The 15,321-nt window shown below is 53.4% G+C and carries 17 protein-coding genes; 1 reads left to right on the top strand and 16 read right to left on the bottom strand.

Annotation, left to right across the window (positions count from 1 at the left end):
- Positions 1-3: 3 nt before the first annotated feature.
- Positions 4-777 carry a phage minor tail protein L gene (locus tag WHR59_RS10135; RefSeq protein WP_038641014.1) on the bottom strand — a complete coding sequence of 258 codons (774 nt, stop codon included), beginning with the start codon at positions 775-777 and terminating at the stop codon, positions 4-6.
- An 8-nt stretch (positions 778-785) separates the two neighbouring features.
- Positions 786-1,136, bottom strand: a complete 351-nt coding sequence (locus tag WHR59_RS10130) for a phage tail protein (RefSeq protein WP_149282309.1) — start codon at positions 1,134-1,136, stop codon at positions 786-788.
- A gap of 192 nt (positions 1,137-1,328) precedes the next feature.
- Between WHR59_RS10130 and WHR59_RS10125 the strand changes: the two genes are divergently transcribed.
- Entirely contained in the window at positions 1,329-2,942 is a 1,614-nt protein-coding gene (locus WHR59_RS10125) for a DUF4041 domain-containing protein (protein WP_149282310.1), read from the top strand.
- A gap of 60 nt (positions 2,943-3,002) precedes the next feature.
- Here the strand turns inward: WHR59_RS10125 and WHR59_RS10120 are convergent, their stop codons facing one another.
- The 14 genes from WHR59_RS10120 to WHR59_RS10055 all read right to left on the bottom strand — a co-directional run bounded on the left by WHR59_RS10120 (position 3,003) and on the right by WHR59_RS10055 (position 15,318).
- The gene (locus WHR59_RS10120) at positions 3,003-3,485 is read right to left on the bottom strand and encodes a hypothetical protein (protein WP_047416540.1); all 483 of its coding nucleotides are present in this window, start codon (positions 3,483-3,485) and stop codon (positions 3,003-3,005) included.
- A 100-nt stretch (positions 3,486-3,585) separates the two neighbouring features.
- Positions 3,586-6,633, bottom strand: coding sequence for a phage tail tape measure protein (locus WHR59_RS10115; RefSeq protein WP_326977507.1), 3,048 nt, complete (start codon positions 6,631-6,633; stop codon positions 3,586-3,588).
- Entirely contained in the window at positions 6,633-6,848 is a 216-nt protein-coding gene (locus tag WHR59_RS10110) for a DUF1799 domain-containing protein (RefSeq protein ID WP_338844070.1), read from the bottom strand. Before WHR59_RS10110 ends, WHR59_RS10115 begins: the two co-directional genes overlap by 1 nt.
- Before the next feature lie 89 nt (positions 6,849-6,937).
- Positions 6,938-7,276 (bottom strand): phage tail assembly chaperone, encoded by a 339-nt coding sequence (locus tag WHR59_RS10105; RefSeq protein WP_200060883.1) that lies wholly within the window; start codon positions 7,274-7,276, stop codon positions 6,938-6,940.
- Positions 7,277-7,317: 41 nt separating this feature from the next.
- Positions 7,318-8,250: a phage tail tube protein gene (locus WHR59_RS10100; RefSeq protein ID WP_047416530.1), complete on the bottom strand. Its 933-nt coding sequence runs from the start codon at positions 8,248-8,250 to the stop codon at positions 7,318-7,320.
- A gap of 46 nt (positions 8,251-8,296) precedes the next feature.
- The gene (locus tag WHR59_RS10095) at positions 8,297-8,743 is read right to left on the bottom strand and encodes a phage tail terminator-like protein (protein ID WP_047416529.1); all 447 of its coding nucleotides are present in this window, start codon (positions 8,741-8,743) and stop codon (positions 8,297-8,299) included.
- Complete coding sequence (locus WHR59_RS10090) at positions 8,733-9,332, bottom strand: hypothetical protein (RefSeq protein WP_338843937.1); 600 nt, start codon at positions 9,330-9,332, stop codon at positions 8,733-8,735. Before WHR59_RS10090 ends, WHR59_RS10095 begins: the two co-directional genes overlap by 11 nt.
- Positions 9,333-9,334: 2 nt before the next feature.
- Positions 9,335-9,688 carry a hypothetical protein gene (locus WHR59_RS10085; protein ID WP_338843935.1) on the bottom strand — a complete coding sequence of 118 codons (354 nt, stop codon included), beginning with the start codon at positions 9,686-9,688 and terminating at the stop codon, positions 9,335-9,337.
- A 1-nt stretch (position 9,689) separates the two neighbouring features.
- Complete coding sequence (locus WHR59_RS10080) at positions 9,690-10,172, bottom strand: DnaT-like ssDNA-binding protein (protein WP_338843933.1); 483 nt, start codon at positions 10,170-10,172, stop codon at positions 9,690-9,692.
- Between the two features lie 2 nt (positions 10,173-10,174).
- A complete protein-coding gene (locus tag WHR59_RS10075; RefSeq protein WP_338843932.1) occupies positions 10,175-10,540 on the bottom strand; it encodes a hypothetical protein in 366 nt (121 codons plus the stop codon).
- A gap of 39 nt (positions 10,541-10,579) precedes the next feature.
- The gene (locus WHR59_RS10070; protein ID WP_338843930.1) at positions 10,580-11,719 is read right to left on the bottom strand and encodes a P22 phage major capsid protein family protein; all 1,140 of its coding nucleotides are present in this window, start codon (positions 11,717-11,719) and stop codon (positions 10,580-10,582) included.
- A gap of 17 nt (positions 11,720-11,736) precedes the next feature.
- The gene (locus tag WHR59_RS10065) at positions 11,737-12,489 is read right to left on the bottom strand and encodes a DUF6651 domain-containing protein (RefSeq protein WP_016156687.1); all 753 of its coding nucleotides are present in this window, start codon (positions 12,487-12,489) and stop codon (positions 11,737-11,739) included.
- A gap of 320 nt (positions 12,490-12,809) precedes the next feature.
- Positions 12,810-13,916 carry a phage minor head protein gene (locus WHR59_RS10060; RefSeq protein WP_038641040.1) on the bottom strand — a complete coding sequence of 369 codons (1,107 nt, stop codon included), beginning with the start codon at positions 13,914-13,916 and terminating at the stop codon, positions 12,810-12,812.
- 1 nt (position 13,917) lies between these two features.
- Positions 13,918-15,318, bottom strand: coding sequence for a DUF4055 domain-containing protein (locus WHR59_RS10055; RefSeq protein WP_338843929.1), 1,401 nt, complete (start codon positions 15,316-15,318; stop codon positions 13,918-13,920).
- Positions 15,319-15,321 lie beyond the last annotated feature (3 nt).

Below are 15,321 nucleotides of genomic sequence, written 5' to 3'. Positions count from 1 at the left end.
CGTTTATCGGGAGAAGAGAACAGTTGCTGGGAATCCACCAAAATCGAGGGTGGCAGTATTGGGTTCAGCCAGGCCCGCACCAAATCGCTTGCGGCAATCGCTCAGGCAACCACCGCACACGTCAAGCGCAGGGTCAGCAACCGCATTCCCCTTCGCATCAAAATACGCTGTTCCGTTGTAGGTGCAGCCGTCACCGCTTCGGTACTGGCCGCGCAGCGCCCACTCGCACAGCGATGTAATTTGACGGGTGGGAATAACTAGGTTCTGCAAATCCGCTGGGCTACTCAACGCCCACGTCACCACTTCATCATCTTCAGAGGTTTTCGTGTCCAGCCAGAAAGTCTGGAGAGTAAACATCGAGGGATCAGCTGTCGCGTTCACGCCACCAGGGAAGTTCACCGCATCGAGGTAAACAGTGTAGGTGTCGATGATACTCACCTTAGCGTTAACCATGTCCTTGAACTGCAGGCAGAGCGCAGTGATATGCCCGTCAAGGTTCGATACGCTAAGTTTCGGCTCAGCGGCCTGGTCGGTCGAGAGAGCGAGGTCAGAAATCTGGAATGGCCAGAAGTCGAAGGTTTTACCATCCCAAAATATGGGCTTTGGTCCAAGTTTAGTCTCATCGCCTTTCGCCGCTTCGATCTCGGCGGGTGTATGGGGAAATGGACTGTAGTGGAAGCGATGAATACCGCCACTGAACTCTGAAGCATCTACTTCAACCAGCCGGACTCTACCGCCCGGCGCCAGCATTGCAGCTGTATCAATCAGTGCTGTCATGCTCCACCTCAGGCATAGACGCCATAGGCGCGCTTAATCGTGAATGTAAGCTCAGCGAATTTGCTGCTAATCTGGTTTTTGCGCACGGAGTCGGCGACAACGCGGTACAGTCCTTTCTCTTCGCCCGGCGGCGTGATGATGAAAGCCTTAACGGTATGCGCCAGGAGAAAGTCCCGAACGGTATTCACTTCAGTATCAACGCCCACATGCTTCATTGGTACCTGAATAGCCGTCGAGTTAATGCCGTTCTCGGCCACCTGCTCGTAGCCATCACCGAACTGCGCAGAGCGTATTGTTTGACTGTATTCTACGGCCCCCGCGCCGAGCTGCGAGTGCCAGTTGTAGGTTTCAACTGCCATATTTGCTCCATAAAAAAACCCAGCCGGAGCTGGGTTAAAAGATAGGTTATTTATTTGGCTAATGAAAAATTGACCTGAAACAACGTCATTGAAAAAAGAATTAGTTACTTCACATATATAAAATGATGAAATATGCGACACTCCGTCGATATTTTTATCCATCATAGCTAACCAATTCACAGGGATAGTTTAATGAATATTGTGCATTATGCAGCCATTGGAGCTGTAGCTTTCGTAGTTGTTCTAACGATTTTGGTGATTAACATCATTAAATTGAAGTCAGCAAGGGCTGATGCAGCAGAAAAGGCAGCAAAACTTGAGCGCTACGCGACAATCACCAATGCTGAAACAGAAGCTGAACGAATCGTGAACGCAGCTAAGCAAACCGCAGAAGAGTTAATTATTGATTCGCAAAACAACCTTGACGAAGCAAAAGCTGTGGCAACCAAAACTATTGCAGCCAGTGAAAAAGATGCAAAATCCATAACTCAGCGTGCGGAGGATATTCTATCAGATGCTCGTTTAGCAGCTAAGCGAATGAACGCAGAAGCGCTAACTGCTGTAGAAACACAAAGAGTCAAGCGTACAGAAATTGAGAAGCAGATTGATGAGCTGCGCAAATCCTATCGTGAGAAAAAAATTACTTACGATGAGTTGGAAGAAGCGCTATCAATCTATAAAGATGATATGGAATTTGCCGACATGGGGTTCTATGCACCACACTTCGATTTTGAAACATCGGCCAGTTTTCAGAATGCGATCAAGGCATGTCGCGAACGACAAAAAAATCTGCTACGTGACAAAACTGAATTTGGCGCAATACATTGCCCTACTGAATGGACGGTAGGTGGCTCTAAAAGCGAAGGTCGGAAAATGACCACTCGCGGCATTCAGATGACAGCACGTGCATTCAACGGTGAATGTGATGCAGCTATTGCAAACTGTACATTTAAAAACGTTTATCAAATGGAGCAAAGAATTTATAAAGCATTTGATGCCTTGAATAAGATGAATGAGGTTAACCAGATTTACATTAATCGTGCTTTTTTAGATTTGAAGCTAGATGAACTTCGACTTACACATGAATATCGTTTAAAAAAACAAGAAGAAAGAGAAGAACAACGTGAAATCCGCGCTCAGATGGCAGAGGAGAAGCGAGCTCAAGCCGAAATTGATCGTGCACTTCGAGAGGCCGAAGATGAAGAGCGTCGCGCCCAAAAAGCGTTGGATAAAGCCCGTAAAGAAATGGAATCGAAGCTAGCCCAAATGACAGCTGAGCAAGTAGAGAAGCACCAAGCTAAGGTATCCGAACTAGAGCATGCCTTAGAAGAGGCGTTGTTGAAAGGCCAAAAAGCTCTTTCAATGGCTCAGCAAACTAAACGCGGTCATGTGTACGTTATTTCTAATATTGGTTCGTTTGGTGATGATGTTTTTAAAATAGGAATGACGCGTCGACTTGATCCTCAAGATCGAGTGGATGAACTGGGTAGTGCATCAGTTCCATTCCTGTTCGATGTTCATGCAATGATTTTCAGTGAAGATGCCCCAGCAATGGAAAGCATGCTCCATCAGCGTTTCAATGAGCAACGCACTAACCTAGTTAATAAGCGTAAAGAGTTTTTCAATGTAAAATTAAGCGATATTAAAGATGCTGTATTTGAGATTGCAGGAAATGATGTAGATTTTATCGAAACAGCAACTGCTCAGCATTATTATGAAACAAAGGCAATTCGTAAGCAGAAAGCGGATATCATTTCAGTTGTTCCTCAAGAGGAAAAACTACCTAGATTTGCGGACGCAATATAACATTTCAATGACAAATTTAAGGGCGGTTTTTAATCGCCCTTTTATGTTAAAAGTCATTAGTTACATGTTTTTGTAATAGCCGACTTTAGAATCAAAGTCCTGTTTTGCGAGAGGCGTTTGGCTTGTCACATAAGTCTCCCAAGAGCTATACGCCTCTACGAGCGCGCGCTTTTCTTCTGCATCCTTAGTGCTCGATTTCATTATTTCAAACACTCCAGAAGCATTCTCTTTGCGTTTGTTTTTTCTGTTAGCGCCGCAAGTCGCTATTGCATCGGCTACAGAATCATTCCACCCAACCAACTGCAGGATCTCCATTCTCTTTTGAATCACGAACTGATCCGCAGACGCATTCCGTGCCTGAGTCGACAGGTATTCAGCAAACTCCATTTTGTTCATTGGCACCTTTGAGACTGGCTCAATATTTACGTCACACTTCGAAAGCTCATTATACTTGGCTTGTTTTTGCGCGTTGTTGACTGGAGCATTACCCGCGCACGCAGAAAGAGCCATTGCTAACACCACTGTCGTGAAGACCTTTTTCATTATCATCCCCTGATTAGTATGGTTTTGACATAATAACCAGGGGAGGCATCGGTGTAACCAGGTACGGGTGATATTGCCATATCAGAATTTAAGACGATGCCTATTTTGACTGGAACTGCCTACCAAGGAGGCCATCACTTCGAGTTGCCCTCATAAGGATCTCCGTCACCTTAGTTTCTATTTCCTTCCCTAACGCCCGCGCTGCGGCGTCTCCGTCTCCAGATGTGTTAGATGTTGCATTGCCCTTATTATCGACATAAATATCAATGTTGACCTGCGGCTGGGCTCCACCTCCACCCTGCGCCCTGACACCAAGTCTTCCAGCAGAATCCCGTGTCAGCGGCATGATGGCCTCTTCGCCAGCCTCAGCAAATACTCCGCCTTTGGCGAATTTAGATGCCCCCTGGAAAGTGAAATACTGAGGAGAGTCGTAGACGCCATTCACGTACTTACTGAGGCCCGGAGACTCATAGACTCCGCCTTTTGCGTTCGGGGTGAATGATGGAACAGCGAATGATTGCCCGCCCCCAGCCGAAGTACCAGAGCCACCACTGATCCACCCCATTGCGGCCTGCACTGCATATGCAACCATGAGGCGGTTCGTCACATCAAGGATCATCTTGAGCATGGATTTGCCGAATTCTTTAACTGATGCTTTGCCAGTGGTCATCAGCTCAGTCAGCATGTCGCTCAAGCCGGTCAACGTGGAGCTGGCGACGTTCTTCACGGCGTCATAGGTATTCGTGGCGGCCTCAAGATATTCATTCCAGCCACTAACTGCCCCTGCTTTCCAGTCACCCCGCAGCTTATCCTCTTCGGCGTAGTAGTTACGAAGAGCTGCCAGCTCTTTCTCGTAGCCAGCATCCTCTAGTTTACCACCACCATTGATCCATCCCTGACGAAGCTGCGCCTCTTCATTCATTCTCTGGGCCATGCGACTGCTTAAACCCGACCCGCTACGTAACGCCTCAGATTTTTCAGTCATCTGCGTGACATACTTATTTGCCTGTTGTGCCAGGCCGTTAATCTTCTGTTGTACCTCTACTTCTTTGTTCTTCTGATCCACAACCTTCGCGGCATTCAGAATGGCTTCCCGGCTAGACAGAAGAGATTTCTCCTGTGCGGTGAGGGCTCGGGTTTTGGCGGCCTCGTCCAGTTCCGCAAAACGTGACTGCTGCTTGCCCAGTTCGGTGTTTTTGGCGTGAATATCGCCGGTCTGACGCAGGGTTTCGAGGGTTTCCGTTAAGGTCCTTGCCTGCGCCCGGTAGTACTCCAGAGTGCGATCGCCAGCATCCAGCGTGGCTTTGGCTTCTTTGGTCTTTTTGGCTGAGTCTTGTGCAAGCTTCGAGACTGCGTCTCTTGATTCTCGACTTGTTCCGCCATCACCTTTTACGTTAGACCCTCGCGCTTCAGCCTCATAGTTTGCCTGTGCGTTAGGCGCAGTGACGCGCTTCCAAAGCTCGTTATAGCGTTTTTTGTTCGCCTCAATCTCTTTGTCCGCTTCCGCACCAGCCTTTTTCATTGCCTCAACGTCCATGCCGAGGAAATTAACCAGCGCACCGCCACCCGGGATTTTGTCTGCCCAGCCAGCGATGGTGCTGGTGAACTTGGCGTCCAGAGAGGTGATATTGAGGAACAAGTCTTTGATCGAGGACTTAACCAGTTCGAAAATATCGATGATCTGGTTTCCCCATGCGCGCACGGTAATACCTATATCGCCAAAGGTGTCAGAAGCGCTCTTTTTAAGGTTTTCCCACGTTTTACCGATATTATCGGTCGCTTTGTTGGTCTCCTCTGCGCGCTTTGCCATGACGCCTGCAAACAGCTCAATAGCTTCGGTAACAGCCGCCTGCTCCCCCTTCTGCTTACGTAGCTGGATAATGTGCTTGATCATGGCTTCATCAACGAAACCATATTGTTCATTGAGGCTGGCAAGCCCTTTAACCGGATCGCTGACAATCTTTTCGAAGTCGCTCATTGCCGCTTTGGTATCATTTCCGGCCTTACCCATGAGGGTGATGGTCGTTGCGACCTGCTTCATCTGGCTTGCGGTATATTTGCCAGTATCGTTCAACGTAACCAGCGTATCGACAGTGGAGCTAATCGATGTATTCGTCTTGCCAGCCACTTCCTCAGCGGCCTGGTTGAGCTGCTGCATTGAGGAGAAGCCAGCCCCACCCATCATGATGACAGAGCGTGCCACCTGCTCAAATTGCTCCGAGGAGTTATACGCTGCGGCAGCCAGCAGGCCGATCGTGCCAATCAGCCCACCAAGTGCGATTGTGGTAGGGTTAATCATCCCAGCCATGCTGCGGATGTATTCGCCGACGCCGGACAACGCCCCCTGAACCGAGCCGAACTGGTCTTTAATCTGCCCGCCCTGTTGCAGCAGAATCAGGAACGGCGACTGACCGCCAGCCAGCTGCGTGGCGATATCGGTGAATTGCGCCGGAAGCGTGCGCATTGCTGCGCTGTACTGACCAACGGAGATTCCAGCGCGCCGGGCAGCAGCTTCCTGCCGGGATAGCGCCTCTGGTAGTACGTCAGCGACACCAGAGAGGCGCTCACGCGTCTGGTTAAGGATTGTGTTGAAGTGCTCAAACTGAGCACCGTTAATGCGCCCTGCTTCGAAATGTGCCACCAGCTGTGCGTGCTGTTCATCCAACGAATTGAACGCGCGGATAGTCGGGTCGATGGATCCAAGAAGGTTCTTTAACGCTGCGGACTGCTTCTCTGCCGCCTGGGTAGCGGCTAATTCGGCCTGAGCACGCGCTGCGGCTTCTCCGGTGTCAGTCAGCTTGAGGCGAGTGTCGTCCAGGATTTTGTTGTAAGCCTGAAAGGTATCGGTATCCAGGAAACCTTTGGTCTGGAAGTTACGCAGCGCGGCCTGTTGTTCATCCAGCCGGTTCAGCGCCTTGTTTACCGGGTCGATATTCTCCAGCAGGCCTTTGAGCGCAGCCTGCTGTTCTTTGATACCTTCACTGCCCTGCTTCGCAGACTCAGCGCCAGCTCGGAATACGCTGTTAAGGTCATCGGCTTTGCCTACGGCACCAGCCGCGGCTTCACCGAGTTTATCCAGTTCATTGCTGGCTGTTTTCAGGTCAGAAACATCGGCACGCAAAGTAATCGAGGCGATCTGGTCTGTCATTATTTCGTCTCCTTATGCATTACCTTGAGAGCCTCGCTTTCCATAATTTGAAGGTCAGCCATACAGGTCGCCGCATCCTCAACCCCGTGTAACTCGAACATCCAGGGGAGAACGTTGTAATCAAGACCGGTCGCACCACTCGCACCGACGCGCCACTGGGTCGCCAGTGCGGAGAAGATAGTGAAAGCCTCCAATATGGATGGCAGGATCCCCACATCATCCTCCACGTCCTCAGGCTTCAAACCAAAAGCGCTCAGCTCCGCTAGCGTTGGTCCCGGCGTATACAACGCTGCGGCGACCTGCCTCAGTTTTTTTCGCGCAGTCCCATCAGCTCTTTGGTGTATGCCAGCCCGATGCTGTCGAACGCGCGAGGATAGTTCTTTAGCAGGACGATCACGTTATCTCGGTTGAACTCATCCGGCAGCGCCCAGCTATCGACGATTTCCATCAAGTAGTTGGCCTGCGGCTCGACGGGGGATTTTTTACCTTCAGCTGCTTTCTGCAACTTCTCATCCAGGGTGCGCAGCTCTTCCAGCGTCTTATGGCGGAAGGTGAAGGTCAGTTTGCCGTCTTCGGTGCCAGCTCGCGGGATACTGGCTGTCACGGAAAAAGTTGGGTTCGGGATCAGGGAGAATTTGGTCATTTGTTTATCTCGGTAAGGCCCGGATTACCGGGCCAGATTAATCAAGTAATGCTGACGGTGCATCCGGCAGAAGTGAGCGTCTTCCCTGCGGCGTCGGTAACTTCACAGGTATACACCCCAGCATCAGAAGACTGAGCGGACGGAATGTTGAGCGTGGATGCGGTTTTGCCCGGAATGGCTGTGCCGTCTTTCTTCCACACATAGGTGTACGGCGCGGAACCACCCTGCATGACCACCGACAGATCCAGAGCTGCATTAGCAGCAACAGACTTGGTTGCTGGCAGGTCAGTCAGGAACGCCAGAGGTGTAGCGGAGGAGTCAGCGATCGGGTAAATCTGCATATCCGATTCGAAGTTCATGCGCGCTTCATTACTTTCAACAGCGTTGATTTCAGTACGTGGTACACGCTGGAACGATACTTTGGCGGAGTAATAACGATCTGCTTTGCCGCGCGGATTATGGAACCAGATCGCCGTGGTGTCGCTGGAGTCATCCAGGTCGATGAGACGTTTATAAATCGCCAACTGCGGGTCATGCGCGAAGGTGTAGACCTGTACCACCGCGTTTTTGAAAGTCGGGATGGTACGGGCCTTATCATCCTCCAGGAACTGGACACTGATAGTCTGCTGATCGCCGCCTTCAGTGGACAGCGTCATGACCTGCGGCATGGTGATCCACGAATCGATTTTACGCAGCGTGCCTGCGCCGGTGCCCGCCGGGAATTTCTTGGTATCGGTGGTATCAAATGCTTCCAGCACGATTTTCGTACCGGTTACTGACTTGACACGCACCACCATGTTGTCAAGCTTCAGCCATCCTGAATTAACCTGAACAACATCGCCCGCGAGGATGCCAGCCGCAGAGGCAACGGTCAGTTCGCATTCCGTCGCATTGGATGCCGCAGTGAAGACAATCGGCGCAAGATACGCCTTGGCCACGTTAACACGCGACCCGTTAGGGATTGCGAATGCCATAGCACTCTCCTGAATTTAGGTAATAAAAAACCCGCCATCTGGCGGGTCAGTAGTCAGCGCGGTACTGCATGCTGACGGGAATGGTGTAGGTTATGGAGCCACTGGACCCGTTGGGCGCCGAGGTTGGCCGGTCCTGGATGGGTTGTCTCACCTGCGGCGGCCCGTTGATGTAAACCGTCAGTTCACCGTCCACCAGCGGCAGTCCTTCAGGGAATGCATCTGCCACCGACTGGGCCAGCCCTCTCGCATGGCTCACGCCTGAGCCTGCGGGAGTAATGATGTTTACCTGCAATATCCCCTGATAGGTACGCATCAAACCTTCGATGTCCTGACCTACAGTTTGTGCAGGTAAAACATAAACACGGGCGAATGGCGCATCCGGTGGATCGAATACGATATTCGGCCAGGCGATCGGCAAGCCGAGAGAGGCCGAGATTATGGCTACCCGGCTCTCCAGCAGGTCAGCTATTCGCATGGACTGATCACCGACCATTGCGTACCTCGCTCATTGCCTCTCGGAAATATTGCGCAGCATCCAGTGCGGTCAGCCCGACCATGCCGCCGGGCGCCTGATTCGAATGACCATTCTCCAGCGCCTGGGCATATGGCAGGTTATTGGTAAAGTAAATCGAGTTCACCTGCCCCACCCGGAACACTTCGAGCACCGCCAACCCGCGGGAGTTGGAACCCTGCCCGGAAGCATCTGGGATATCGTTCGTCTCTGTGGGCTGGCTGTCGAGCCCCACATACCAGTTATTTTTGAATCGCCCCCCGACATAACCCTCTGGCTTTTTGATGTCCATCGAATCGTTGACACGCAGGCCTCGCCTGAGCCGCCCTGACTTTGTGAGGTTGTCAGGGTCATCACGCAAAGCCGCGTTATGTTCCTGAACTGCAGTGTTGTAAGAGGTTGCCGTCTGGTTCACCTGCCAGATATCCGGCTGCCCGACGGGGGACATATCCACCAGCCGTCCGAGTATTTTGATACCCGTCCGGCGCACCACCTGGTCTATGTCCTCCTTTGAGCCATCGACGAACAGCTGAATAGCAGCCAGGAACGGCTGATTAACAGTGTCAGCCATAGTTACGCCCTCAGTTGGATGTTGTAGGAGATCAGTACATCAGCAGGCTTGACCGGATTCGGCTGCACCACGCGCCATTTCTTGCCGTCGATTTCGATGCGGTCATCGATACGCACTTCCGTTTCGAACGTGGCTGCCAGTTTTTTATCGCCCGTGGCGATCAGGGAACCGTCGATTTCTCGGGATGAATACTCGGTGATAACGCCGGTGACGGTCGCAGTGATCTCCGGAGCGGTGATCTCTTTCCCGTACTGATCGCGGGTGGTGGTACCGCCTCGGTTCAGTTGGTAGGATTTGCCGTTATCCTTCAGGAGCCGCGTTGCCGTAGCGCGCATGCGGCGATAGTCGATTGCCATGCTACCCCCTTTCGACCCGGACCTGGTTGCCGCCCACTACAAGCCCGCGCATTGCGGAATAGAACCATGGGAATGACGGAGAAGCTTTATTCGTTCCCGGCTCATACTGGACTGTTACCGCACCCTCGACTCGCTCCATCGTCACCGCCCCTCCGCCAGCGACCGACGGGGTGAGGTCAATCTCCTGCGACTCGATAGCCAGGCGGCATTGAGCATCAATCAGGCGCTGTGGAATCGCATCATTCGGCAGGTCAACACCATCGAAGCGCACGCCGGAACGTGGCCAGGATAGAGGCTGTGATGCGCTGGAACGTTGACCGCGCCAGGCCTTCCCTTCCAGAAAGTCCATTGCCTGCATCAGCATCTGGCCGCACTCACCATCATCTGCAGGAATGCTATATCCGCGCCCGGCGGCAAATGCCCGCAGGTCTGAGACGCTGGCGTAGCTGTTGAAGCCTGGAGAGTTGGGATCGGCAACCAGCATGGTTATTCCTCCAGACGCCAGTCCAGCGCCAGCCAGTTATCCACTTCGGCAGGGTGAACCTCAGCGCTTAACGGGCCGCCGGGGAACTCTGGGGTATCACGCGCCATGACTACCAGCTCAATACCAGGCTGTTCCTGCTGCTGTTCCTGCTGCTGTTCCTGCTGCTGTTCCTGCTGCTGTTCCTGCTGCTGTTCCTGCTGCTGTTCCTGCTGCTGTTCCTGCTGCTGTTCCTGCTGCTGTTCCTGCTGCTGTTCCTGCTGCTGTTCCTGCTGCTGTTCCTGCTGGGCAGGAGCATGTTCAGCGCCGTTCTTCGCCGCAAGCTTTTCAGCCTCACGCTGCGCGCGCTGCTCTTTGGTCAATCCGGCCATTGGGCCTCCTGAAAAACAAAGGGGCCGAAGCCCCCTTGGTTAACCCATGATGATGGCGGAATGACGTGGCGCCACAGCAGCCACACCCCATGCCAGACCCACTTCATAACGCACCTGGCGGTACTGGCGGTATAACGCCACCTGGAAGGTAATGCCAGATACCGGGTCGGTCACATTCATGACGTCATCAGCAGTATCGCCACCTTCAGGCATCGCCGGAGTACGGCTGGCCAGCAGGAATGCCCCGCGGTCAAACGCCATGTTCGGTACGAATTCGCTCAACACGGTGACATCAGCCTGGTCTGCCAGATCCTGACGGAGACCCGGCGCGCTAATGGTGATAGTGGAAGAAGTAGCCGCAACGACCAGATACTGGTTGTCATCACCGGCGAACTTCACCGCAGTACCTGCAGCAATACCGCCAGTGCCGGCAGAGATAGCGATGATGATATCGCCCTCTTTCTTCGCGTCATTGACCTTATAGCCAGCAGCAGCGCTTTTCGCGGTACGCTTGATGCTGAAAGATTCGTGGAGGTTGAAGCCCATGATGCGACCGATAACACCTTCACGCAGCAGCTGGTCGGTTCCCGCTTCGTTCGCTTTGAAGAGGACAGCCTGTTTACCACGGATAGATGCCATCGCTTCGCCACCCAGCACCATACGCAAATCGGTAGTCGGCGCACCGTTATCGGTCAGGATTTGACGCGCCAACGCAGCATCTGTCAGATCGTCTTTGATGCTGAACGGGGTATTCTTCGGCGCGCCAACAGCGCGGGAGGAGTTGAGGTACAGCGCAGCGAGGTCTGCATCCACTTCGTTCGCCAGCGCGCGGAAAGCCTGTTTGAACTGGTCAGCCAGGATGGTGTTGTAGGTACCAGCCGGGCCCAGCGCCAATTGCTCTTCACCATTCCATTTCACCGGGGCCATTTTGGATTTGGTGATTTTGACATCCACACCACCGATGGTCTGGTCGCCAGAATTAGGTGCTGACGGACCAGGGACAATATCTTCAGTGGTGGCTGCAGGTGCGACTGGCGCACGTACGGTCTGGTCTTTTGCAGCAGCATCCGCTTTCGCGTCACGCGCCACCGCAGGAATAAAACCAGTTTGCTCGCGGGACACTACGTCCAGCGCTGTATAGATGGTCGGGATCAGACCAGTAAGGGTATTGCCTGCCATTTATGGCTCCTTTCGATTTAATCGACGATGCTGACGCCGTCTTTCAGCGCTGCTTGCTTGCCAGCGTTATCCAGGGAATCAAACGCACCGCGTTTCATGGTTTTTTGCCCGGCCTGGTGCTGCGACTGGTGAGAGCCGCCGCCGCTGTTACCGGACGCTTTGAGGATGTAATCTTTCTGCGGATGCGACTCGACCAGAGACTCCAGGGCCTCATCAAAGCTGGCTAACTCGCCGGGCTTGGTGCGAGAGAACACCTTATTGCCCTGGCCGTCGTAGGCGACAACCTTCCCTTCTTCGATTTTGAAGTTCTGACCGAAGTAGGAACGCACGAACTCCGTCGGGATCGCCATCTTCTCGGAGATGAACTTAGAGCCACCGAAGCGGCCGCCGATCATCTCGTCGTAGAGTTGAGTTTCCAGCTGTTTGGTCTTACCGTTCGCCTCGTCCAGCTGCTGCTGGAAAACTTTGGTGATCTCCGCCTTTACCTGGTCAACGGCACCAGCATCAATCAGTTTTTTCTGGTCGATTTTGGTCATCATTTCCAGGGCCTCGAGCGCCTTGGCCGGGTCGGTGATGCCAGAGAATTTCGCGAGATTGGCTTCCGCCACTTCCTTCGCTTCACGGTGAGTTTTCGCCTCGCCATTCAGAGAGGTGATTTTGGTCATCGCTGCGACCGCATCGAACGGGATTTCTTTGCCGTCATCATGGATGTACACAGGCATACCGTTTTCAACGACCACATTTCCGTTAGCATCAAGTTTCAGTTTCATTGTTTTTGCTCCAGCCTTCCGGCCATACGTAATGGGTCATCCGACCCGAGCACCGCGTCGCATCCGCTCAGCGGCAGGCATAAAAAAAGCTGCCCGGAGGCAGCCTGTTAGATAAATTCGATTGTAATTTCGCCGCGTAGCTTGCGGGAGTAAACCTCACTCCGCTTTCGTTTATGGATCCGCAGCGGGTGTGGATGAATGCAAGCGACACCTCGCTTAACGTCCGCCCAAACGCAGCTCTTTACCTCATTGCCATTTACAAACACCCTTCGTCTGCCACGGCCATCGCCCACGCAGTGAAAATCATCATTACGCATACCCTACCCCTCAAATGCCGACGCATCCACGCGGCGCAATTCGTCCAGGGTAAGGAACTCCCCGGCATCATTGAACATCTCCGGCACGGTGATTTTTCCGTCACGCAGCATCTGCGCGCGAGTAACGCCCAGCACCTGCTCCTGCCGCGCGTAAGGCTGCCTCGCAAGCCATTCGGCATAGCTGGTATGCGCTGGCACCTGTCCGTCCATTGAGGCGCGCGTGGCGTTGCTCAGCTCGCCTGAGGCTATTTGCATTTCCTCCCACGATTTAGTGATCAGGATTTCGCAGGAGCGGCAGCAAAAGTGGATTTTGCCGGGTCCGCGCAGATACGGAATTGCATGGCCCAGAGGCTTTCCATCGAGCGAGTAGAGTTTGCGGTCGCGGATGATGCACCACTGGCTGGTGTGGGTGTCCAGAGTCGAAGACCACTGTTTGGCCTTCACGATATCGCTGTTGGCCTGTGCGAATTCCTGACGTGCCGTTGCTGCCATATGATTCACCGCAGTGCGGGCAACAACAGCAAGGTCACGACGTGAGGCATTGATAACCCCGTCCTGGCGGTTAAGTTGCGGCGTGCCGGCGACGCGCTTCACGATTTGCTCGACGGTTTCACCCTGAAGAAATCCGGTACGCACCGCACTGGTAATTTTATCCAGCCGATCGGATTCAAGCTTTTGGCCCCACTCTTTCAGCAATCTCCCCTGAAAAGGTTGCGCCACCGCAGAGGCGTAGACCTGCTCTGGGGCAATGCTTTGCAGCGGGACGTGTTTCAGCACCTGCCCAGGTATAAGGCTGCTGAACAGGTCCATCTGATACCCGGCCTCATAATCCGTGTAACGTGCCAGCTCACGCGCCAGGGACGCATTAACCTGTTCGTAGGCTTGATGGTTCAGTTCACGAACACCGGCCAGTAGAGAGGTCAGACGACGCGCACTGTAGGTATCGGCGCGCTTGCCATCCAGCAGCACCAACAGCCTGGCGGCCAGTTCAGTATCCAACTTGTTCAGCAGCGCGACCATGCGCCGGGCGACGCCGGTACCGTAACGCGTCACGTATAAGCCGTGCGCGATGGTCTCGTCCTGTAGCCTGTCATTCACGGAACGGGCCATATCACACCCCCGGCGGTGGTTCACTCAGCGACGCAGACTCGGCCAGTAACTCGCTCAGCACCGCATCAGGATCCGCATCGGCATCAATCAGGTTGAGTTTTTGCAGGGCTTTAATCGCATCGATACGGCGAAGGTCACCGCCCTGGCGCAGGGACTGAATAGCTAGCGTAGCAGGCGGGTTGAATTCTTTCGACTCAACATCCAGCTCGGTGCGCACATCTACGTTGCCGCCCTCCTTCTCGCCGATGTACTCAGCCATGATCTGTAGGATGTTGTCGATCGCGTCTTCGAGGCTGGTGGCCATTGTGTAGAGCGGCGACTGCTCCTGCATTTTCTCTTCGGAGGTCTGGTCTACCGATTTGGTAGAAGTGTTTTCCGTACGCAGCAGCTTCGCGCCAGCCTGGCGCATCTGTTCCACCAGCTCTGCCAGAGACTCTTTGCCGGCACCAATGGACGAACCGGTATGTTCAACGTATTCCAGCCCCTGAGTTTGCCGATCGGTGAACGACGTGGCAGACGAAGACCCAATTACCAGCTCTTCTCCCTGCTCAAGCCCGAACACCGTCAGTATCGGCACCCGGGCGACGTGCAGGATGTTGTCCTGCTCACTTTGGCTCTGCCAGTGCTTGATATTCAGCAGGGCCATGTTGAGTAGAGGAGGTGAACCACACATAAACCCGGTGCGCTTGGTGTAGAGCGTCACCAGGGTGATATCTTTACGAGAGGTCTGCCATTGATCGAATATCTCCCAGTTCGCCGCGCCCTCGGTACCTCTGGACTTGCGGTAGATTTCCACCTTTCCCGGCGTCAGATAACGTATCTGCTCCACCTTTGTTTGCCCGAAGTCGTCACCGTCCTCGACAACCACCTCTTTGATGCGCAGCGCGGTGAGCTCCAGCTTACCGTCCACCATCTTCGACTTCCATCCGATTACCTGGCGGGGATTAAGCATTGTGACGTACGGGCGCGCACCGGTAGCTTTCTCGTCAGCCTTAGTCTTCACCTGTTCGGCATCTATCCGGGGATAATCCACCAACGCATGGGATAGTCCATACTGCATCGCCAGGCCGAAGAATGACTGAGCCCAGACATCGAGGCGCGTTCCCTCTAGGTCGATGTTCTTCGCAAACTCGCGAAGTTGATCCGGAACGTTCTCGGCCAGCTTAATCGGCTCGGCAAATACTCGCCCGATGTTTTGCTTAATGGTCTCTTCGTAAGCGGGCAAAAGCGTGGCCACGGAAAGGCGTTTTTTGTAGTCCTCTTTGTTTTCTTTCGGCCAGCGCGGGAGATATGCCTCGCCCAGTTGTCGCATATAGAGCGTGCCGCCCATCAGGGCATCGTTGATATCCCACGCCTCGACCATGTTCCCATAGTCCAGATTGGGTGTTGAGATGTCAGGCATGGA

Source organism: Citrobacter europaeus, from assembly GCF_037482245.1.
GTDB classification, from domain to species: Bacteria; Pseudomonadota; Gammaproteobacteria; order Enterobacterales; family Enterobacteriaceae; genus Citrobacter; species Citrobacter europaeus.
Note: the sequence above shows the minus strand (reverse complement) of the source record. Positions and strands in the feature narration are given on the sequence as shown.

Bases quoted from the DNA above. Each gene is read 5' to 3' on its own strand.
- WHR59_RS10135 (WP_038641014.1), bottom strand. From the start codon at position 777: ATGACAGCACTGATTGATACAGCTGCAATGCTGGCGCCGGGCGGTAGA.
- WHR59_RS10130 (WP_149282309.1), bottom strand. From the start codon at position 1,136: ATGGCAGTTGAAACCTACAACTGGCACTCGCAGCTCGGCGCGGGGGCC.
- WHR59_RS10125 (WP_149282310.1), top strand. From the start codon at position 1,329: ATGAATATTGTGCATTATGCAGCCATTGGAGCTGTAGCTTTCGTAGTT.
- WHR59_RS10120 (WP_047416540.1), bottom strand. From the start codon at position 3,485: ATGAAAAAGGTCTTCACGACAGTGGTGTTAGCAATGGCTCTTTCTGCG.
- WHR59_RS10115 (WP_326977507.1), bottom strand. From the start codon at position 6,633: ATGACAGACCAGATCGCCTCGATTACTTTGCGTGCCGATGTTTCTGAC.
- WHR59_RS10105 (WP_200060883.1), bottom strand. From the start codon at position 7,276: ATGACCAAATTCTCCCTGATCCCGAACCCAACTTTTTCCGTGACAGCC.
- WHR59_RS10100 (WP_047416530.1), bottom strand. From the start codon at position 8,250: ATGGCATTCGCAATCCCTAACGGGTCGCGTGTTAACGTGGCCAAGGCG.
- WHR59_RS10095 (WP_047416529.1), bottom strand. From the start codon at position 8,743: ATGGTCGGTGATCAGTCCATGCGAATAGCTGACCTGCTGGAGAGCCGG.
- WHR59_RS10090 (WP_338843937.1), bottom strand. From the start codon at position 9,332: ATGGCTGACACTGTTAATCAGCCGTTCCTGGCTGCTATTCAGCTGTTC.
- WHR59_RS10085 (WP_338843935.1), bottom strand. From the start codon at position 9,688: ATGGCAATCGACTATCGCCGCATGCGCGCTACGGCAACGCGGCTCCTG.
- WHR59_RS10080 (WP_338843933.1), bottom strand. From the start codon at position 10,172: ATGCTGGTTGCCGATCCCAACTCTCCAGGCTTCAACAGCTACGCCAGC.
- WHR59_RS10075 (WP_338843932.1), bottom strand. From the start codon at position 10,540: ATGGCCGGATTGACCAAAGAGCAGCGCGCGCAGCGTGAGGCTGAAAAG.
- WHR59_RS10070 (WP_338843930.1), bottom strand. From the start codon at position 11,719: ATGGCAGGCAATACCCTTACTGGTCTGATCCCGACCATCTATACAGCG.
- WHR59_RS10065 (WP_016156687.1), bottom strand. From the start codon at position 12,489: ATGAAACTGAAACTTGATGCTAACGGAAATGTGGTCGTTGAAAACGGT.
- WHR59_RS10060 (WP_038641040.1), bottom strand. From the start codon at position 13,916: ATGGCCCGTTCCGTGAATGACAGGCTACAGGACGAGACCATCGCGCAC.
- WHR59_RS10055 (WP_338843929.1), bottom strand. From the start codon at position 15,318: ATGCCTGACATCTCAACACCCAATCTGGACTATGGGAACATGGTCGAG.